13 protein-coding genes are annotated in these 21,578 nt (G+C 59.7%); 5 read left to right on the top strand and 8 right to left on the bottom strand.

What is annotated here, in order from left to right; translation table 11 throughout:
- The first annotated feature begins 48 nt into the window (after positions 1 to 48).
- Positions 49 to 1,116, top strand: a complete 1,068-nt coding sequence (locus FHR23_RS07990; protein WP_184002669.1) for an alpha/beta hydrolase — start codon at positions 49 to 51, stop codon at positions 1,114 to 1,116.
- 13 nt (positions 1,117 to 1,129) lie between these two features.
- Here FHR23_RS07990 and FHR23_RS07985 read toward each other — a convergent pair whose 3' ends face one another.
- The 6 genes from FHR23_RS07985 to FHR23_RS07960 all read right to left on the bottom strand — a co-directional run bounded on the left by FHR23_RS07985 (position 1,130) and on the right by FHR23_RS07960 (position 13,185).
- Complete coding sequence (locus FHR23_RS07985) at positions 1,130 to 2,530, bottom strand: alpha,alpha-trehalose-phosphate synthase (UDP-forming) (protein ID WP_184002667.1); 1,401 nt, start codon at positions 2,528 to 2,530, stop codon at positions 1,130 to 1,132.
- A complete protein-coding gene (locus FHR23_RS07980) occupies positions 2,527 to 4,311 on the bottom strand; it encodes a glycoside hydrolase family 15 protein (RefSeq protein WP_184003246.1) in 1,785 nt (594 codons plus the stop codon). The genes FHR23_RS07985 and FHR23_RS07980 overlap by 4 nt, the downstream gene beginning before the upstream one ends.
- An 11-nt stretch (positions 4,312 to 4,322) precedes the next feature.
- A complete protein-coding gene (gene otsB / locus FHR23_RS07975; protein WP_246359777.1) occupies positions 4,323 to 5,102 on the bottom strand; it encodes a trehalose-phosphatase in 780 nt (259 codons plus the stop codon).
- A gap of 75 nt (positions 5,103 to 5,177) precedes the next feature.
- Positions 5,178 to 6,671, bottom strand: a complete 1,494-nt coding sequence (locus FHR23_RS07970) for a flavin-containing monooxygenase (protein WP_184002665.1) — start codon at positions 6,669 to 6,671, stop codon at positions 5,178 to 5,180.
- 50 nt (positions 6,672 to 6,721) lie between these two features.
- The gene (locus FHR23_RS07965) at positions 6,722 to 10,966 is read right to left on the bottom strand and encodes a translocation/assembly module TamB domain-containing protein (RefSeq protein ID WP_184002663.1); all 4,245 of its coding nucleotides are present in this window, start codon (positions 10,964 to 10,966) and stop codon (positions 6,722 to 6,724) included.
- Complete coding sequence (locus tag FHR23_RS07960) at positions 10,966 to 13,185, bottom strand: autotransporter assembly complex protein TamA (RefSeq protein WP_184002660.1); 2,220 nt, start codon at positions 13,183 to 13,185, stop codon at positions 10,966 to 10,968. The genes FHR23_RS07965 and FHR23_RS07960 overlap by 1 nt, the downstream gene beginning before the upstream one ends.
- 348 nt (positions 13,186 to 13,533) lie before the next feature.
- Here FHR23_RS07960 and FHR23_RS07955 point away from each other — a divergent pair, with 348 nt between their 5' ends.
- Positions 13,534 to 14,427, top strand: a complete 894-nt coding sequence (locus FHR23_RS07955; RefSeq protein ID WP_246359776.1) for a YihY/virulence factor BrkB family protein — start codon at positions 13,534 to 13,536, stop codon at positions 14,425 to 14,427.
- A 17-nt stretch (positions 14,428 to 14,444) separates the two neighbouring features.
- Here the strand turns inward: FHR23_RS07955 and hmgA are convergent, their stop codons facing one another.
- Complete coding sequence (gene hmgA / locus FHR23_RS07950; RefSeq protein ID WP_184003243.1) at positions 14,445 to 15,716, bottom strand: homogentisate 1,2-dioxygenase; 1,272 nt, start codon at positions 15,714 to 15,716, stop codon at positions 14,445 to 14,447.
- A gap of 181 nt (positions 15,717 to 15,897) precedes the next feature.
- Positions 15,898 to 16,983: a 4-hydroxyphenylpyruvate dioxygenase gene (gene hppD / locus FHR23_RS07945; protein WP_184002656.1), complete on the bottom strand. Its 1,086-nt coding sequence runs from the start codon at positions 16,981 to 16,983 to the stop codon at positions 15,898 to 15,900.
- Between the two features lie 186 nt (positions 16,984 to 17,169).
- Here hppD and ggt point away from each other — a divergent pair, with 186 nt between their 5' ends.
- From ggt to FHR23_RS07930, 3 genes are all read left to right on the top strand, one after another.
- Positions 17,170 to 18,939 carry a gamma-glutamyltransferase gene (gene ggt / locus FHR23_RS07940; RefSeq protein ID WP_246359775.1) on the top strand — a complete coding sequence of 590 codons (1,770 nt, stop codon included), beginning with the start codon at positions 17,170 to 17,172 and terminating at the stop codon, positions 18,937 to 18,939.
- 4 nt (positions 18,940 to 18,943) lie between these two features.
- Positions 18,944 to 19,399 (top strand): MarR family winged helix-turn-helix transcriptional regulator, encoded by a 456-nt coding sequence (locus tag FHR23_RS07935; RefSeq protein ID WP_184002654.1) that lies wholly within the window; start codon positions 18,944 to 18,946, stop codon positions 19,397 to 19,399.
- Positions 19,400 to 19,475: 76 nt separating this feature from the next.
- Positions 19,476 to 21,575 carry a malate synthase G gene (locus FHR23_RS07930; protein WP_184002652.1) on the top strand — a complete coding sequence of 700 codons (2,100 nt, stop codon included), beginning with the start codon at positions 19,476 to 19,478 and terminating at the stop codon, positions 21,573 to 21,575.
- Positions 21,576 to 21,578 lie beyond the last annotated feature (3 nt).

Raw genomic sequence — 21,578 nt, 5'->3', positions numbered from 1 at the left:
TTACATGTCGGATATGCCGAACCCTGACGAGCATACAGGAGAGGTCAAATGCCGGAATTTACACGTCGCGACATCGCGAGGGGCGTAGCGCTGTTGGGAACGATGGCGACGCTGGGCGACGGTTCGCCTTTGTTTGCAGAAGCGCTTGATGCGAAGACAAAGGCTGCGCTTGCTCTCGTCAATCCCGAACTTCTGTCCATCGCACGCAAGGAAGCAGCGTGGCGAAACGGCCCGCCGCTTACCAAAAACTATCTGAATATCCGCAAACAGATTGATGGTTCGGTGGCACCTCCCCTGCCCGACATTCCATTTGCCAAGCACAGCATTCCCGTCGGCAAGGGCATTCCCGACGTGATCATCTATGTGATCAATGCAGGCGGGACAAAGCGCCCGGCGATCCTGCATACCCATGGCGGTGGTTTCGTGTTGGGCAGTGCCCGCAGCGAGATAAGGCCCAAACAGGAAATGGCGAAGGCGCTCGACTGCACCATCGTCACCGTCGATTACGCGCTTGCGCCAGAAGCAACCTATCGGGTGTCGGTCGAACAGAATTACGCTGCTCTGAAATGGCTGTACGATCACGCTGCGACGCTCGGCGTCGACCGCAAACGCATTGCCGTGATGGGCGAAAGCGCCGGGGGCGGTCATGCTGCGCTACTGGCGATTGTTGCTCGGGATCGCGGCGAAGTGCCGGTGATGTTCCAGTGCCTGATCTATCCGATGCTCGACGATCGCACCGGCAGCACGCGGATGCCGCCGCCCGGTATCGGCGTCATCGGCTGGGACGTACCGGCAAATGTGTTCGGATGGCGGTCATTCCTGGGGCAACAGCCCGGCACCGCAACCGTCCCCGTAACAGCAGTACCGGCCCGCACGAAAAGCCTGGCCGGCCTGCCGCCCGCCTTTATCGGCGTCGGCTCTATCGACCTGTTCGTCGATGAAGACATCACCTATGCCAAGCGACTGATCGACGATGCCGTCGCAACTGAATTGCATATCGTGCCGGGGGCGTTTCACGGCTTCGACGGTGCTGGAGCGGATACGTCAATCGCGAAGCAGTTCACCCATGCCAAGATGAATGCCCTGCGCCGCGCATTCGGCGAACAGTCGGTCTAAAGCAGAAAACGCCTTATGCCGCAGCAGTTTCGGCCTTAGCTGTATCCAGCAGGGCATCCGTAAAGCGCTTGCGCCACCAGATCACGTCTTCCTGCTCGACATTGTCCATCATCGGGCGCCAGCGCGCGATGCGCTCGTCGCGGCTCATCCGCAATGCCTGCACGATCGCATCGGACATTTCCTCCGCGCTGTACGGATTGACCAGCACCGCGCCGTTGCCAAGCTGTTCAGCGGCGCCGGCAAAGCGCGACAGGATCAGTACGCCGGGATCTTCCGGATCCTGTGCGGCCACATATTCCTTCGCCACCAGATTCATACCGTCGCGTAGCGGCGTCACCAGTCCGATCCGCGCGGCCCGATAAATGCCGGCAAGCTGATCGCGCGGATAGCCCTGATTGACATATCGGATCGGCGTCCAGTCGACATCCGAATAGGCGCCGTTGATATGCCCGGCCAGTCCTTCCAGCGTCGATCGGATTTTCTGATAGCTTTCCACCGTGGCGCGCGACGGTGGTGCAATTTGCAGCAAGAAAACTTCTTTGCGCTCTTCCGGATGCGTTTCCAGAAACCGCTCATAGCCGCGAAACCGCTCTTCCAGCCCCTTGGAATAATCAAGACGGTCAACCCCGACGATCAGATCGCGACCGTTGGAACTGTCCCGCATCTGGCGATAAGCGAGTCGCGCGGTCGGACTGTTCGCGCCTTCGACGAACTCCTTGCAGTCAATACCGATCGGCGCGGCAAGCGCATGCACCACCCGATCGCCCAGTTTCAACCGCCCGCCATCCAGCAGTTCGGCCCCCAGATCCTGGGTCGCAAAATCACGGAACGATTCCAGCCACTCCTGAGTATGGAAGCCGATCACGTCATAGGCGAACAGGGTTTTCGCCAGATCAGCCGCTTCGGGCAGGGTATTCAGTAACCGGCGCGGCGGCCAGGGAATATGCAGGAAAAAGCCGATCCGGTTGTTACAACCACGATCGCGCAAATCCTGTCCCAGCGGAAACATGTGATAGTCCTGAATCCAGATCACATCCTCCGGGTCGATCAGCGGCCGAACCGTGTCGGCAAAGCGATGATTAACGCGCTGATAACCCCCGGCAAACTCCCGCTCATATTCGGCAAGGTCGATGCGATAATGAAATAACGGCCACAGCGTGCGATTGGCATAGCCTTCATAATATTCTTCAATATCATGCTCTTCCAGATCGACCGTCGCGACGGTAACGCCCGACCGGCGCTCAAAATTGATCTGGCCGGTAAACTGTTCCACCGTGTCGCCGGACCAGCCGAACCAGATGCCGCCATTCTCCCGCAGTGCGGCACTCAGCGCGACGGCCAGGCCCCCTTGCGCGCCTGAATTGGAATCCTTTGGTGCGGAAACCCGGTTGGAAATAATGATCAGTCGGTTCATCGGATCGCACTCCACGGTTTGCTTAGCAGGACCGCACAGTTGATCATGCCGACCAGAGAATAGGTCTGCGGATAATTGCCCCACAATTCCCCGGTCACGGGATCGATATCCTCCGACAGCAAACCGGCCGCGGTCCTTCGCGCCAACATCTCTTCAAACAACTCGCGGGCGTCTGCGTTCCGTCCGGTGAAATGCAGTGCCTCGATCAGCCAGAAAGTGCAGACGTTGAAGGCCGTTTCGGGCAGGCCGAAATCGTCCTCGGTCGCATAGCGCAGCATGTGCGATCCACGCCGCAACCCGGCTTCGGTCGCCTCCAGAGTCCCTTTGAACCGCGGATCGTCCGGCGACAGGAACCGCAATTCCAAAAGCTGGAGCAAGCTCGCATCCAGATCGTCACCGGAAAAGGTGGCTGACATCCGATTGGTCTCTTCGCGCCATGCCTCACGCTCGATGGTTTCGCGCATGGTCGACGCGCGGTCGTCCCAGAATTTCTGCCGCTCAGGCATGCCCAGGCGTTCGGCGGCATTGGCCAGCCGGTCGCAGGCGGCCCAGCACATCGCAGCGGAATAGGTATGCACCGACTGCCGCGTCCGCAATTCCCACAAGCCTGCGTCGGGCTTGTTATAAAGTTCCCACGCCCGTTCGCCGATACGTTCGAGCGATTCGAAATCCTCTCGCCCTGCCATGCGGAACAGGCGGTGATCGAAAAACGCCTGAACATTCGACAGCACGATCTGGCCATAGGCATCATGCTGTACCTGTTCATATGCCTGATTGCCGACGCGTACCGGCCCCTGCCCGCGATAGCCCGCCAGCCGGGGGGCGACATTTTCCACCAGGGTTGATTCCCCCAATACGCCATAGAGCGGCTGAATATAGCCGCCCTTCGCCTCATCGACGATGTTGCGCAGATAGCCGAGATAGCCCTCCAGCACATCCAGTGCGCCGACGCGGTTCAGCGCCTGAACGGTATAATAGGCGTCCCGAATCCAGCAGAAGCGATAGTCCCAGTTGCGTTCGGACCCGGCATGTTCGGGAATAGAGGTTGTCAGCGCCGCGACAATCGCGCCGGTTTCCTCATACTGGCACAGCTTCAGCGTAATCGCGCAGCGGATCACCACATCCTGCCACTCAAACGGCGTGGCAAGACCTCGCGCCCAGTCCTGCCAGTGATGGATGGTGTAGTTTAGCATCTCTTCGACACTGGTGGCGATATTGCCAGCGAAACTCTCGTCCGGTCCAAGGAAGAAATGGAGCGGTTTCTCGACGCGAAACACCCGCTCTTCCTGAACCAGCCCGACCGGCGCATTGGTGGTCAATCGGAGCTGAAGCCCGTCGAGCAGATAGCGGATATGATTGGAACCGTTGGTTTGTCGTACCGTCGGATCACCCCATCCTCGCGTGGGCCGCAAACGCATGCGAATACGCGGGCTACCGCAAACCGGGCGCACGATCCGGGTGAAGGAAACCGGGCGATAGGTCCGGCCCAGCCGCTGAAAGCGTGGACAAAAGTCGATGATCTCAACCGCGCTGCCATGCGCGTCGGTCAGGACACTGCGCAGGATCGGGGTATTGCGAATATACTCCTGCTCCACGCTTTGACATTCTTCCAGCTCTATTGCCCACAGGCCATTGGAATCGGAATCTGCCGGATCGCCGCCGTCCAGCAGTGAGGAGAAAGCCGGATCGCCGTCAAATCGGGGAACGCATCCCCAGACCAGTCGCGCGTGACGATCGACCAGGCCCGCCACCTGACAATTGCCGATCGGCCACAAATCCATATTCGGCTGGCTCAACGCAGCACCTCCATCGCCTTTGCCAGCCAAGCCAGCGTCATGCCTACATCTTCCAGCCGGTATTCGGCATGGGTCTGCCGTTCGGCACCGATCAGCACCCCGGCACCGCCCATGGCCACGACCGCTTCAAAACCATCCTCGTCGGTTACGTCATCGCCCAGAAATATCGGCCGGTGGCCGTGAAAGGGCGCACTGTTCATGAACCGGGTGATCGCTGTTCCCTTGTCATGCCCTTCGACGCGAAGTTCAAAGACCATCTTGCCTGCCTGAAGGTAAAGTCCCGTTTCCTGCGCCAGCCTTTCAGCAAGGGCTCGCGCCTGCGGTTCAAGCTCGGGAGCCTCGCGATAGTGCAGTCCAGCGCCGAACGGCTTATCCTCGACCAGAACCCCGGAATTGGTCGCGGCAAAGCGCTGCATTTCCGCACGGACATGGGGCAGGCTGTCGGGACGCGGCGGTGCCTCACAATGCCCGTCCGCCCAGCGCATTTCGATGCCATGACTGCCGCTGATCGCAAACCCTTCGCCCAGAAATTCCGCAATCGCGTCAACCGGACGTCCGCTGACGATCGCCAGCCGACCGTCGAGCGCGCCGGCAAGGGAATGGATCAGGTCGCGTAACCCTGCATCGACGCGAACCCCGTCGGGTCGCGTGGCGATTTCAACCAGTGTACCGTCAAAATCGAGAAACAGGCTCGCCCCCTCCAACAAGGTTTCGGGCGGCGGATTAAGTGGTCCCATGCGGGACTGTCGCGGCATATTGCCCGCGGCGTCGTTCATTGCGCTGATTGCCTTTGCTACCACCTGCACGGTGTTAGCGTTGCTGCGCCGCAGAATAAACCGTTGCGTGCAGGCTCAGGCGGCAATTACCTTCTTATTGCTGTCATCCGGTTCCGGGACGGGGTTGGAAAAGGCCATATGGTCGTCCACCGATCCGTATCGCAGCGCCAGCAGGTCGAGCAGATAGTTCTGATGCAACCGCCAGGGCTTCACCGTTCCCTGTTTCGGCAGTCGGTCCAGCGCCCGCCGGACATAGCCTGAGCTGAAATCGATGAGGGGAGCGGTATCGACTTTTCCTTCGAATCGCGGCGTGCATTGCCTCAGCCCGCGTGTCTTCATCGTATTGAGCAGCCGGCACATATAGGCCGAACTGAGATCGGCCTTCAGTGTCCATGATGCGTTGGTATAGCCAAAGCAGAACGCCATATTGGGAACGTCGGACAGCATCAGCCCCTTGTAATTCAGCCTTTCAGCCGGATTTACCCGGTGTCCGTCGACGCTGATTTCGGCCCCGCCCATTAATTGCAGCTCCAGCCCCGTCGCCGTGACGATCATGTCCGCTTCCAGCAGCTTTCCGGATTTGAGCAGAATGCCGTTTTCGGTGAAACGTTCAATATGCCCTGTTTCTACCGATGCCCTGCCCTCTCGAATTGCATCGAACATGTCCGCATCGGGGATCAGGCACAACCGCTGGTCCCATGGGTGATAGCTCGGCGTGAAATGCGTATCGACATCATGATCGGGGCCCAGCGCATCGCGCACCATGCCGATCAGGCGCTCTTTGGCTTTTTCGGGTTTCTTGCGGGCGAGGCGATAGAAGAACTGCTGCAACAGCACGTTTTTCCAGCGGGTGACGCCATAGGCCAGTTTGCGCGGCAGATGCCCGCGCAGCCAGTTGGCGACTTTATCCTGAGCAGGTCGTGCGACGATATAAGTAGGCGATCGCTGCAACATCGTCACATGGCCTGCGTCCCTGGCCAGTTCTGGCACCAGCGTCACCGCCGTCGCGCCACTGCCGATCACGACGATGCGCTTGCCCGCATAGTCGCACTGCTCCGGCCAGAATTGCGGATGGATGATCTGGCCCTTGAAGGTTTCGCTGCCCGCAAAGTCGGGAGCATGCCCCTTTGCGTAATTATAATAGCCTGAGCACATATAGAGAAAGCGGCAGGAGAAACGTTTACGCTCCCCGCTTTCCCCGGCTTCGGTTTCGACGAGCCATATCGCTTCGTCGCTCGACCATTCGGCCTGCACCACGCGATGCTGATAGCGGATATGCCGATCGATGCCGTATTCCCGCGCGGTATCGCGAATATAGTTCAGAATAGACCGACCATCGGCAATCGCTTTCTCTTCCGTCCACGGCCGAAAGGAATAGCCCAGTGTATGCATGTCGGAATCCGAGCGGATGCCCGGATAGCGAAACAAGTCCCAGGTTCCACCCATTTCCGCACGCGATTCCAGGATCACATAACTGCGATCCGGACACCGATGCTGCAAATGCCAGCCAGCGCCGACGCCCGAAAGACCGGCCCCGACCACCACCACATCGAAATGTTCGATACCCATATCCTCTCCCCGTCCAAGGATATGCCAGCCGTCCGCATTAGGAAAGTGCGTTAGTAATCCTTCGAATAGCGCAGGGACGCACCCGAACCGCCGAACGAGCTGGTTTGCGACAGGATGCTGAGCGCCTTGGTCAGCGAGATCTCGATCTGGGTGGCGGTAAAGCCGCGCGCATCGGTGATGATTTCGACATAGATATCGTTGGTGATGTATTTGCCCGCCGCAAGCGCGGTACCGCGCCCGGTCGTCTTGTCGCTGCCGAGAATCTTCAACTGATCGATCCCGAGCGCCGAACGCAGCTTGCCCAGCGGGTTCAATCCGCCCCCACCGCCGCGCAACGAGTTGAGCGCCGCCGCGAGCTGGATCGCCTGCGTTGCCGACAGGTCGGTCACCGAGCTTCCAAACAGCAAACGCGACAGCACCTCATCCTGCGGCAATGCTGGCGTGGAGGTAAAGCTGATCTGCGGATTCTGCGCGCTACCTGTGATGTTCAAGGTGACGGTTACATCGTCCGTGGTGGTATCCGCCTGAATATTGAGCTGCGGATTGCCGATCGGACCCCCTTCGAAACTGATGACGCCGCGCGTCAGCGTGAACCGCTTGCCGGCGAAGGAATAGGTGCCGCGCACGACCTGCATGGTGCCGGTAACGTTCGGATTCGCCGACGTGCCGCCGACATGCATGTTTGCCTGCCATTCGGAATCGAGGCCCATGCCGGAAACATAAAGCTGATTATCGGCATGGATGCGGATATCGAGCTTGAACAGGCCGGGCAGGCTCTGGCTGTCATTCGCTTGTTCAGGTGGTTTTTGTCCCTTGCGACGCACACCGTCGAGATGCGCCACCTGCGCGGAACCCTGCCGCGAAATTGCATAGCGCGCCTGCGGTATGGAAATGTCGCCGCTGATCGAAGTCGTCTTTTGCCCCGGCTGATGGACAACGTGAAGCTGGCCGGTCGCCGTCGCGCCGAGTGAATCGCTTTGGGCAAGCCTAGCATTGTCCAGCTTTGCAGTAATATCGATCGGGAATCCGTTGGCCGCGGCAAGGCCGACACTGCCCTGCGCCGATATCGTGCCGTCACCCGCCTTGGCGTTCAACGACTGCAACACCAGACGATCGTTGCTGAATCGACCGTCGATCGCGAGATTGGTCAGGCGCGTGCCATAGGTTTCGTTTTCATAGATCAGATTGGTGGCCTTTATGACGCCGCTCAACTGCGGAGAGCGGACGCGTCCGGCAAAATTGGCCGCCACGGCAATCGGTCCCGACAATTGCTGATCCGCCAGACCGGCAAAGGAAAACAGCACATCGGACGGACCGTTATAGCGGATGCCGCCGCCCAACGGTGCCGCCATCAACCGGGTCTGCCATGATCCCGTACCCGGCGGCAGCGGTTGCAGGGTCGCGACCATGCGGCCCACCGTAGTCGTGCCGCGCTTGATCAGCGCGCGGGCATCGCCGCCACTGGCGGTCAGCTTGCCGAGGAATTCAATATCGACTGCCTTGGATACCGTCGCGATGCTCGACCGGCTGAAATTCGCAATGTTCAGCCGCGCCGTCGCCTGCGGGAATGCTCCGCTGCTCGCCTGACTGAAGTCGAGGCTGCCGGTCGCCGTACCCCCGACGCCGAGACCCGGGATAAAGGCGTTGATCGCCGTCAGATCAATCGACTGCAAGCGCGCCTGAACCGACATCGCGCTGCCGAATTTTCCGGCCAGACGCAGACTGCCCTTATCGAAATCGAGTGTAGTGGGCGCCAGTTTATAGCCGTCCGCTGCCTTGCTGATGCGTGCCGGATTGACCGTATGGAAACCGATGCCGTTGCCGCTGCCCTTTAACGCCACGAGATAGTGGTTGGGTTGAAGCTGTGCATTCGCCGCGATTTCAAAGGGTACGCCGGACGACCCTGTCGCATAAAGCTGTGCCGTGCCGCTGCCGCCGCGATAATTGATCTTGGCGCGCGCTTTCTGGATGACGAAATTCTGCCCCATCGAAAAGGCACCGATCTGCGCATCGCCGACCAGTTCGGGCCCGTTGGGATAGAGCGTCGCGGTGGCGTTGATGATCGCACGACCGATGGTGATACCGCTTGTCCCCGGTATCTTTGCATTGGAGGCATTGGCCGCGATGACGGCGCGCTGTACCTTGCCTGCCGCGCTCAATTGCGCGTTGCCGTCGATCCCGGAGCCGTTGAATGTCACCGTCCCGGCAAAGGGGCCGGCGGCGGTCTGTCGAATCCGGCCGCCCAGATCCATACCCGCAAAGCGTCCGCTACGAATATCGACGGTCAGGGGACCGCCGGTACTCACCAGAACATCGGCATTGAACGGACCGTAATTCGTGTCGCCCTTTGCCTGCACGGCATACGCACCGTTATTGCCGCGAATGCGCGCTTCCAGATTGGCCAGGCCGATGCCGACACCCGGCTTGGCCGCGCGTAGCAGAATAACGGGCTTCGTCAGACTGCCGGTTGCGCGCAGTTGCAGCGGGCCATATTGCTTCGAATAGGCGTCGGCGTTGACCAGCAACGCACCTGCGGGATCATAGCGCCCCGATCCGCCGGTAATCCGGAAATCCGGCGCATTCAGCCTGAGATTGGAAAACTGGATAATCCCCTGCGGAGTATAATCCAGATCCACCCGCGTATAGGCATTACCGCCCAGGAAGTTGCGCGCACCCTGATTGAATATCTTGCGTGTCCGGGCGACGATCCGGCCCCTGACACCAAACCCTCCATTGCGCCCGGCGTAGAGGTCCGCATTGGTCTGCACGTCGAGGATGCCGACGCTGTCGATGCGATAGTCGTTGATCCGTCCTTTCAGGCCACCAGTATAGCGTCCCTTTGCGGTATCGGCGACAATGATCGCCGTGGCGTCGAGATGGTCTGAATGAACATGGAGATTATCCGACAGAATGGTGGTGCCGCTGATCGCCAGATCGCCATTGATGGTTACGTTGGTGAGCAGCCCCCCGGCAGCCGCATTGACGCCGGTCACACGCGCTGCACTGGCCCGGATGGGAACCAGAATACGGTCCGAATTGACGGTCGCCCTGCCCTCCGCGGCAACCCGCTGCACCACGGTTTCGCCGAACCCGATCGCGGCGGCGCTCAGCTTGTAATCCACCGTCGGCGTTTTGAACGGCCCGTTCAGCGCCACCGCCGCACGCACGGCGTTGCCGCGCAGGTTCCTGGCAATCGCACCGGGTTTCAGGAGCAGCGCCTGCACCTTGAAATTATGGAAGATGCTGTTGCCGAGATCGACCTGCCCCTGAGTCGAGACAGCCAGTGCATCGGAACGCAGACGCAACTGCGTATCGACCACCCGCTGATCGACGGCGGCATCCAGCGCGATGTTGAGTTGCGGCGCGGTCAGCCGCTCGACCGGGCCGGTCAGATAAAGACCGGGATGCGCATTGCCGCGTACCTGAAACCGGCCATTCTGTTCGGCAATGCGCAGATCGACCAGCGACGAGCCGCCCAGCGTACCGGACATGGTGCCGTTCCATGCCTTCCAGCTTCCATTGCCGTCGACGGACAGTGCCAGAGGTTTCTTCAGCCCGGCCATCCCGCCGATCAGCCCGTTTGCAGGGGCCTGCAGTTTCAGATCGACGTCGAGTTTATTATCGTCAGGAACCGCATCCAGTTTCAGCGCCAGCCGGTCGCCCCCCGCTACACCGGGTGCCGACAGCGTCGCCATATTCGTAACGATCTGCGCGCGCCGGTTGGCGATATGCACCGTTCCGGCGAGACGCGCGACATGGCGTTGTCCCGTCACCGCCGCGCCGATATCAATCTGCTGGATCGCCAGCCGGTTCACGTCGATATCGATATTGGGTAGAATCGGTGAATTCTTGGTACTGGGCGGGGTCGGTTTCAGCACCGGATTGCGGCTGTACCGGATCAACGGACTGGTCAGGCTGCGGATATCGACATGCTTGTGGATGAACGCAAAGGGGCGCCAGTCGAGCGCAATGCTCGGCGAGGAGGCGAATACCCCTTTGGTGTCCAACACCTGGACGTCGCGCAATGTCATCGCGCCGTAAATCGAGCCGTCGATCCGCCCGACCTTTACCTGCAGGCCCGACGCAGTGCTGAACCCGTTTATCTTGTCCACCAGAAAGCGTTTGCCGGGGTCGGTGTTCACCGCAAACAGCAACAGCACGATCAGCAGCGCCAGCCCGGCAAGCACGATCCCGAACCACTTTACGATCCGCTGCCACAGCGGACGGCGTTCGAATACGACGGTGGTTTCGCCTTCTTCCGGGCTTTCGGGTACGGACACAGGTTCTTCCGCCATCAGAAAGCCTGCCCGATCGAGATGTACAGCGCGACCTTAGGATCGCCGGGACGCGGGTTCAGCGGCGTCGCCACGTCGATACGCAGCGGACCGAAATTGGTGTAATAGCGTCCGCCGATCCCGGCGCCGAACTGAAGCCCCGAAAGTTTGGGATATACGCTCTCATAGGATTGTCCGGCATCGACGAAGGGCACGATGCCGAAATTACCGAAGCGATAGCGCGCCTCGATCGAAAATTCGTTCAGGCTGCGACCACCCGCGGGTTTTCCGTCCGGAGCAATCGGGCCCAGTTGCTGATAGCCATAGCCGCGCACCGATCCGCCGCCGCCTGAATAATAGCGCCGTGACGGCGGCAGGTCATCGCGGCTGATGCCCAGAATGCTGCCGACCCGCACGCGCCCTGCAAGCACAAGGCTGTCGGAAACGTGCAGATATCCGTCCGTTTCCAGCATGGTACGGACATAGGGCCGGAACCCGCCTTTCACGGCGGATTCGGGGCTGACATTCGCCTTTACCCGAAATCCGCGCGTCGGATTGAGCAGACTGTCGGAGGTATCCCATCCGGCGAACAAAGGCAGGGCCGCGATGAAGTAGGTCTTACGCTGCCGCTCTCCCGCACTGTAATTATAGGTATCTTCGTTGGTCGCGGTCAGTTCGAAACCATAGGCATAGGTGAACCGCTTCTGCCAGATGGGCGTGGAATCATAGGAAACACGCCCCGCCAACGTACCCGTAAACGCTTCATAAGCGTCGTAATTGGAGTGATCTGCCGACAGGGTCAGCGATACCGTCCGGTCCCGCTTACCCGCATTGGAGCGTCGGAAGGTGCCGGAAAGCCCCTGTTCCTGCGACCCTGCCGTACCCGCCAGAATCAGCGCGCCTTCCGGCGGGAACAGATTGCGGTTCGTCCACGACCCCTGCAACTTGATGCCTTCGCCGGTGCTGTATCCCAACTCCCCGGCAAGCGTCCGTGGCGGCCCTGCCCTCTGCCGGACCATCAGGTTCACATATTCGGTGTCGTCCGACCCTTTTTCGCCGGTCTTTTTCGGCTCGACCGACACGGTGGAAAACAGCCCCGTGGCGACCAGCGCCTTGCGCAGGTCGTCCACTTTGCGGCTGTCGTACAATTCACCCTTTTTGAAACGCGCCAGAACGGCGATATGCTTGGCGCTGAACGCCTCTTTGCCGGTGGTTTCAAAGCCCCCGAATGATGCGCGCACTCCCAACGTATAGGGCAGTGTGTAGTCGCCGGTATAATCGCTGTCATCGAGCAGGATATCGCGCTCACCCAGTTTGAAGAAGGGATACCCTTCCTCCGGCAGGGTCAGCGATACATTCGCTTCCGCCGCCTGTACCCGTATCGCATCGATCGGATCGCCTGTCTTCAGCGGCAGAGCCTTGCGCACCAGTCCGACAGGGACTGTGGGGTCTCCGGAAACCTTGATGGTGCCGAGATGATAAAGTTTGCCCGGCGTAGCGGTCAAAATTACCTGCACGCGATTGTCGTTCTTGTCGCTTGCAGGCTCGATCGTCGTGATCGCCGTGCCGTCATAATATCCGACCGATTGCATCAACCGGACGGCAAGATCCTTGTCCGACTGGGCACGCGCCGAAATCATCGTGGCGTTGGCCGCCTTCCCTTTGCCGTCTTCCAGCGCTGAAAGATCCTTGAATTGTCCCTCCAGACCGACCTGATCCAGTCCGTGAATCACGGTATCGTAAGGGATGACGGTATTTTTGCCCTGCTTCACACCCTCGATGGTCGGCGGCGGTTGCGTATCGAACGTCGCAATCGGTTCCAGCGGTTTTTCAAGCTCCCCTTCGTCGGGCAACGGCTGGGCAACCGTGATCGGACCATCCGGCGATGATTGCTGCGATTGCGTCGATGATCCGGTTGTCGTCGATGGTTGTGCTAAAGAGGTCGTCTCTGCTGGGGTCGAAGACGGTGTGGGAGTGGGTGTTGGCATCGCTTCCAGCGGCGCATTGATATCGTCGCTCAGCGGCGGCAAGGCACTTTCAAATTCCTGGTTGGAAACAATGGGCTTGTTCTGATCGGCAGGCGAAGCCTTGCCGGTGACGGTCTGTTTCGTATCGGATGTATTCGTCTGTGCCGGAGCAGGCGTGGGGGTTGGTGACGACGCATTTTGCGATTGAAGCGCGTGAGCTGTTCCCGGCGTTGCAGGAATAACCGCAGCACATACCCATGCTGCGGATGTCATCCAGAAAGGAGCCCCTTTACCCTTTTGCACACATTCCCCGATCTGGCGCAGTTTCATGATAGCTGGAGGTCGCGCAGTCCCTCCCGAATTTGGTTCATAACGAATCAATCGCGTTTTGGGTCCATGGCATTAAAATGATTATCGATTTTCATTTTCTTGAAGAGGATGCATCCCGATCCACGCTGTCACGTTGATATTTACGATAGATATTCAGGGAATAAACGGGGAACGTCAGCGATGAATGAAACAACTTCTTTGCCGGATACGGAAAACATACCCGGATTTGAATCTACTCATCCCTGGCAGCATCCATGGCGTGCCTGGAAAGCGATATTCGGTCGTATCTACATGATGACCGGATTTCACAATCTGTCGCTGATGGCGGCGGGTGTTGCCTTTTACGCATTCCTGTCCTTCGTTCCCCTGCTGGGCGCGATTGTGATGATTTATGGTCTGATCGCTGACCCCGCCACGGTAGCCCAGCATATGCGGATCATTTTCGACGTCATGCCCAGCGATGCGGCATCGCTGATCCAGAAGCAGTTGATCAGCGTCACCACCACTGCCGCGAGCAAGACCGGCATCAGCCTCCTCATCGCCCTGTTCTTTTCTATTTACGGTGCGATGCGCGCGGCGGGCGCGATGATTCAGGCGCTTAATGTAGTGTATGAAGAAGATGATGAACGGTCGATCTTTCGCGTCTACCTTCTGGCCATCGTCCTTACGCTCGGTGCAGTACTTGCCGCAATCGTCGGCCTCGTTGCGGCGGTGGTGCTGGGATATTTACAGAATTGGGTCGGCATCCTCGGCGAAAGCGGGGTCGTCCTCATCAAGATTGCAACCTGGGTGGTGGCTGCGCTGATCGCCAGCAGCGGCTTTGCCGTCGTCTATCGTTATGCTCCGGATCGGGCTCGGGCGAAATGGCGCTGGCTGTCCGTGGGATCGGCGGCGGCGACCTTTCTGTGGCTGCTGGCGACGTTGCTGTTTGGCGTATATACTGCCAATTTCGCGAATTATAACGCGACCTATGGTGCGCTGGGCGCTGTCGTCGTCCTGCTGATGTGGCTGTATGTTTCGGCCTATGCCGTGTTGATCGGTGCCGAAATCAATGCCGAGGCTGAACGTCAGACCGGCGTGGACTCAATCCGCGGCGAACAGATGCCGATGGGCCGCCGCGGCGCGACCATGGCCGACACCCTGCCCAGCCGCCATCAGCAGAAGCCGCGAAGGAATCGCTATTGATCCCGTTGCTTGCGTTCTTACGGGGTCGGTAAAGAGGCCTTTGGAAACCCTTCCCACGCGGTGTCATAATCGGCCTGCGCATGATCGAGCGCAAATTGCGTCGGCCGAAACACCCAGCGGCTCTCGACCATGAAGGCCATGGTGTTCTCGATCTTGTGGGGAACCAGTTCCGCTTCGCTTGCGGTTTTCCAGCTCGCGACGTCGGGACCATGCCCCGCCATCTGATTATGCAGGGACAGCGCACCGGGCGCGAACCCTTCGGCCTTTGCATCATAGGCACCGGTGATCAGTCCCATTGCTTCGCTCATCACGTTGCGGTGGAACCATGGTGGGCGGAACGTGTCCTCCGCCACCATCCAGCGCGGGGGGAAGATCACGAAATCGGCATTGGCTGTGCCCGGCACATCGCTAGGCGAGGTCAGCACGGTGAAGATCGACGGATCGGGGTGATCGAAACTGACCGTATTCACCGTGTTGAACCGCGACAGATCATATTTGCACGGAGCGAGGTTACCGTGCCATGCCACTACATCCATCGGACTGTGGCCGAGATCGGTTTCCCATAGCGATCCCAGGAATTTCTGGACGAGCCGGAAGCTGCCTTCGACATCTTCGAACCAGGCGACCGGCGTTTCGAAATCACGCGGATTGGCCAACCCGTTGGCTCCGATCGGCCCCAGATCGGGCAAGCGAAATGCCGCTCCGTGATTTTCCGCGACATAGCCCCGCGCTTTGCCGTCGGGCAGCGTCACACGAAACCGCACACCGCGTGGAATGAGCGCAATTTCACCCGGTGAGAGTTCGATCCGCCCCAGTTCGGTCAACAGGACCAGTCGTCCCAGTTCCGGGACGATGATCAACTCCCCGTCAGCAGAGACGAAAGCCCGGTCGACCATATCCTTTGTCGCGCGGTAGATATGGACCGTCGCCCCGCTCTGGCTATCCGGCGGATTGCTAGCCAGCATGGTGGCGAGGCCGTCGAGCCAGTCGGCGCCCTCCCCTTCGAAATCCAGTGGCGACCAGCGCATCCGGTTGGGATTGACTGCGCCTTGCGCGGCTTCGGCCCCGAACAATCCCGCACCGGTATAAGGACGAAAGGGAGGATGCGCCGCGGAGGGGCGCAACCGATACAGCCAGGATCGGCGGTTCTCGCTACGCGGCGCAGTAAAGGCGGTGCCCGACAGTTGTTCCGCGTACAGTCCGAAGGCCGGCTTTTGCGGAGAATTGCGACCGACCGGCAAGGCCCCTGCAACCGCCTCTGTCGCAAAATGATTGCCAAAGCCCGTCATGGCGCCGTCGGACACGTCCCGCTCTCCCGATATTGCTGTTTTGATGTGAGCCGCCATCACCACCCTTGTGTGTTTTATGCCCCGTTGCCGGGATGGGTTGATGGCGGCTCACGGGCCGTTTCCTGCCAGGCTTCCTCCTGCGAACGACCTGGCCGGCCTCTCCTGACTCGTCGCGAAAGGCTCAGGCCTCCGCATCTTCCTTCTTCGCCGGGATCACGCCGCGACGAATCTGGTCAAGCTCAATCGACTCGAACAGGGCTTTGAAATTGCCCTCACCGAACCCTTCATTACCCTTGCGTTGGATAATTTCAAAGAAGATCGGCCCAACCATATTTTCGGTAAAGATCTGCAGCAAAAGCCCCTCACCTGTTTCAGGCGAGCCGTCAATCAGGATTTTGCGTTCACGCATCTTCTGAATGTCATGACCGTGACCGGGCAAGCGCTCGTCGATCATATCGTAATAGGTATCGGGCGTATCCTGAAAGCGGATGCCATTGGCGCGCAACGCATCGACGGTCGCGAAGATATCGTCGGTGGTGAGTGCCAGATGCTGAATACCCTCGCCCTTATAGTCTTTGATGAATTCTTCGATCTGCGAATGATCGTCGCGGCTTTCGTTGAGCGGAATGCGGATCTTGTCGTCGGGCGCAGTCATCGCGCGTGACAACAGGCCTGTCTGCTGACCCTCAATATCGAAGTAGCGGATTTCGCGGAAATTGAAGATGTTTTCGTAATAGCCCGCCCAATGGTCCATCCGGCCACGCTTCAGATTATGGGTCAGATGGTCGAGCGTTTCGAGGCCGACCGAATTCTTGTTCAACGTCGCCCCACCAACCGGTTCGAAATCGGTATCGTAAATCGACTGCTCGCCATATTTATCGACGAGATAGAGGTTGGCGCCGCCAATCCCTTCAATCGCCGGGATGTCGAGTTCGCCCGGGCCGTTCTTGCCCTTCACCTCGGTTGCGCCGCGTTCCACGGCCAGTTTCAGCGCCTTTTCCGCATCGGCGACACGAAACGCCATGGCATTGGCGGACGGCCCATGCGCTTCGCGAAAACCCGCGACCTGTCCTGACGGCTCCATGTTGAGCAGGAAGTTGATGTCGCCCTGCGTATAGCGGCGCACCTTCTTGGTCTTATGGGTCGCCACATGGGTAAAGCCCATCTTCTCGAACAGATCGGCCAGCGCATCGGGGTTGGGGCCGGTGAATTCAACGAATTCAAAACCGTTCAGACCCATGGGGTTTGCAAGAGGTTCGGCGGACATGGGGACTTCTCCATCGAAAACTGGTTACATTTGTTACTATATCGGTATCGCTTGCCATCGTCAAAGCTCCAATGGCGGAAAATGAAGGGGGTTCCCGACGCGACGTTTTTACGCATGGGGCTTTTGCTGCGCCGCAAGAGTGTTCTATGGCACTTTGTATCGAAACACCCCCGACAGGAGATCGCCTTGGCCATTCGCACGGCGCTTGCAGCAATATTGTTATCCACTACCGCCGGTGCAGTCACCGCGCATGCGACACCCAGGGCGCAGATTTCCAAGAGCGCGCTCGATCAGACCAGCGCCGATGCGGACGTTCCCGATTACAAGGCTGCCCGCCCTGTCATCGCCAAACACGCCATGGTGGTGACGGCCCAGCATCTCGCCACCGATGTCGGCGTGAAAATCCTGCGGGAGGGCGGCAATGCCGTCGATGCTGCGGTGGCGGTCGGCTATGCGCTGGCGGTGGTACATCCCTGCTGCGGCAATATCGGCGGCGGCGGTTTCATGGTTATTCATCTAGCCGATGGACAGAATCTGTTCCTCGATTTCCGCGAAAAAGCACCGCTCAAGGCGACCGCGACGTTGTTTCAGGATGACAAGGGCAATGTCGTAAAGGGCCGCAGCACCGGTACTTATCTGGGGGTCGGCGTCCCCGGCACGGTGATGGGGCTCAACAGCGCGCTGGCCAAATATGGCACCATGTCCCTGTCGCAGGTGATGCAGCCGGCAATCGAGCTCGCCGCCAAGGGCTATCTGCTCGAATCGGGCGATGTGAAAATCCTCAACAGCCGTACCAGGGACTTCGCGAACGAACCGAATGTCGCGTCGATCTTTCTGAACCACGGCAAGCCCTGGGGGATCGGCGACCGGCTGGTGCAGACCAAGCTTGCCGACACGCTTCGGGCAATTGAAAAGGGCGGCACTCAGGCCTTTTACAAAGGCGCGATTGCGCAAAAGGTCGTGGCCGCGAGCAAGGCCAATGGCGGCCTGTTGTCGATGAAGGATTTTGCCGACTATACCGTACAGTGGGACAAGCCGGTTACCTGCGACTATCGCGGTTATACGGTTGTTTCCGACCCGCCACCCAGTTCCGGCGGTACTACCATCTGCGAAATCCTGCAGGTGCTGAAAGCCTATCCGCTCAGCAAATACGGCTATGGCTCGGTCATGGCGACGCACTATATCGTCGAAGCCGAACGCCATGCCTTTGCCGACCGGAATACTGATCTGGGCGACCCGGCGTTCGTCCATAATCCGGTCGACAAGCTGATCTCACCTGCCCATGCAGACGCGATTCGGGCGCAGATCGAATCTGACAAGGCAACGCCATCCTCCGAAGTGAAAGGCGGTGTCAGTGCCACCGAAGGTACGAACACCACGCATTATTCGGTAGTCGATGCGGCCGGTAATTCGGTCGGCGTGACCTACACGATCAATTATCTGTTCGGTGTGGGAAAGATTGCCGGCGACACGGGCTTTTTCCTGAACAACGAGATGGATGATTTCACGTCCAAACCGGGCGTACCCAATACCTTCGGGCTGGTACAGGGCAAGGCCAATGCGGTCGGGCCGGGCAAGCGGCCGCTATCCTCCATGTCGCCGACCATCGTACTCGATCCCGAAGGCAAGACGTTCATGGTGACGGGCAGCCCCGGCGGTTCGACGATCATCACGACGACGCTGCAGTCCATCCTGAACGTCATTGATTTCGGCATGAACATGCAGCAGTCGGTAAACGCACCGCGTTTCCACCATCAGTGGCTGCCCGATACGGTCGTTGTCGAACCCGGCTATCTGACGCCCGAAACACGATCGAAACTGGAAGCGATGGGGTATAACTTCACCCCCATCTCCGCGCTGGGCGCCGATGAGGCCATTCTGGTCGATCGGAAGAATGGCGTGCTTGAAGGTGCGAACGACCGTCGTCGCCCATCGGGACTGGCCGAGGGCTATTGAGACCATGCCGGGGACGCTGCATCTCGACGGATTCCTGCCCTATCGGCTGTCGATTGCGTCGAACCGCGTCTCCAACGTCATCGCCACCGCCTATCAGTCGCTGTTCGGCCTGCGTATTGCCGAATGGCGACTGATCGCCGTACTCGCGGAAAGCGACGGGATGAGCCAGCAGGCGCTGGGCATCGCCACGCGTATGGACAAGGTAATGGTCAGCCGCGCGGCAACCGCACTGCATGATCGCGGGCTGGTACAACGCGCACCCAACCCCGCCGATCAGCGTTCGCACCTGCTGTCGCTCAGCAAGGCGGGGCAGGATCTGTACGAACAGGTATCGCCCAAGGCACTGGCACTGGAACGCCAGTTGTTTTCGGGCTTTTCTGCGGAGGAGGTTCGACAGTTGCGCTCGATGCTGGAACGGCTGGAAGAGGCAACTGCCGCGTTCGAGCCGCAACAGGGTTGATTTCTTCCGGCGCGTGCGGCTAATCGGCATATGTCCTCCCCGGACCCGTGTTGATCGTATTCAGGTGGAGGAACCCATGCCGCATAGTGTCGAACGCGCCGGATTGCAGGTTGCCGATATTCTCGCGCAATTTGTCGAGGATCGGGTTCTCCCCGGTCTTGGGGTTGAAGCCGACGGCTTCTGGCGCGGTGTTGCCGACATCTTTGCCCGCTTTACTCCCGAAAACCGGACACTGCTGGAAAAACGTGACGCGCTTCAGGGCCGGATCGACGAGTGGCACAGCGCGCATCCCGGCCCGATCCGCGACATGGCCGCGTATCAGGCATTTCTGCGCGATATCGGCTACCTTGTGCCGGAGCCGGAGCCGTTCACCATCGGCACCACGAAAGTCGATCCCGAAATCGCCGCCATGGCCGGTCCGCAGCTTGTCGTGCCGGTTCTCAATGCCCGCTTCGTGCTCAATGCCGCCAATGCGCGCTGGGGCAGTCTGTACGACGCGCTATACGGTACCGACGCCTTACCCGGCAGCCCGAAGCCCGGCGGCTATGATGCCGAACGCGGTACGCAGGTCATCGCATGGGCAAAGGCGTTTCTGGACACTTGCATCCCGCTGGCAAGCGGAAGCTGGAGCGATTTTTCCGGCGGCATGCCCGATCTTGCCGATCCGGGCCAATTCGTCGGCACGCGCGACGACTCGCTGCTGTTCGTACATAACGGGCTGCATATCGAAGTCGTGATCGACCGCAGTCATCCCATCGGCCGGGACGATCCTGCGGGCATTGCCGACGTTCTGCTGGAATCCGCCATCACCACAATCGTCGATCTGGAAGATTCGGTCGCCGCGGTCGATGCCGAGGACAAGGTCGCTGCTTATAGCAACTGGCTGGGCCTGATGCAGGGCACGCTGGAGGAGAGCTTCGACAAGGGCGGAAGGACCATCACACGCCGCCTCAACCCCGACCGCGATTATCTCGCGCCGGACGGCACGCCCTACTCCCTGCCCGGCCGCTCGCTGCTGTTCGTGCGCAATGTCGGCCATCTGATGACCACACCTGCCGTAAACCTGCCCGACGGATCGGAAGCGCCCGAAGGGATTCTTGACGCGATCCTGACCTCGACGATTGCGCTCTACGATCTGCGCGGGCTGGGCGAATATCGCAACAGCCGGGCCGGTTCGATCTATATCGTCAAACCGAAAATGCACGGGCCGGAGGAATGTGCCTTCACCGACCGATTGTTCAATGCCGTAGAGGATTTGCTGGGTCTCGACCGCCACACCGTCAAGGTCGGCGTGATGGATGAGGAACGCCGGACCTCGACCAATCTGGCCGCATGTATCGAGACCGTGAAAAACCGGATCGTCTTTATCAACACCGGCTTTCTGGATCGCACGGGCGATGAGATGCACACCGCGATGCGCGCCGGGCCGATGATCCCCAAGGGCGAAATGAAAAGCGCCGACTGGCTGATCGCCTATGAAGACCGCAATGTCCGTATCGGTCTGGCCCATGGCCTGTCGGAACGTGCGCAGATCGGCAAGGGGATGTGGGCGGCGCCCGATCGCATGGCCGACATGCTGGAACAGAAGATAGGCCACCCCGGATCGGGTGCCAATACCGCCTGGGTACCCTCCCCAACCGCTGCGACCCTGCATGCCACGCATTATCATCGCCTCGACGTCTTTACGCGCCAGCAGGAGATTGCCGACGAAGCCATCCCTTCCCTCGACCGGCTGCTGACCATTCCGGTCGCCGATGGCCGTAACTGGACCGGGGAGGAAGTGACCCGCGAACTCGACAACAATGCGCAAGGTATTCTCGGCTATGTCGTCCGCTGGGTCGATCAGGGGGTCGGCTGTTCCAAGGTGCCTGATATTAACGATATCGGTTTGATGGAAGATCGCGCGACACTGCGCATCTCCTCCCAGCACATGGCCAACTGGCTGCTGCACGGCATCGCGAGCGAAGCCGCCGTCAACGCCGCTTTCGATCGCATGGCGAAGAAGGTCGATGCACAAAATGCGGACGATCCCGCCTATCGACCGATGGCCGGGAACCCGGACAGCCTGGCGCTACAGGCTGCGCGTGCGCTGGTTTTCGAAGGGGTGGAGCAACCCAATGGCTATACCGAGCCGTTGCTCCACCAGTACCGGAAACGGGTGAAGGCGCAGGCATGAAGC

The sequence above is a fragment of the Stakelama sediminis genome (assembly GCF_014199335.1).
GTDB classification, from domain to species: domain Bacteria; phylum Pseudomonadota; class Alphaproteobacteria; order Sphingomonadales; family Sphingomonadaceae; genus Sphingomonas; species Sphingomonas sediminis.
Note: the sequence above shows the minus strand (reverse complement) of the source record. Positions and strands in the feature narration are given on the sequence as shown.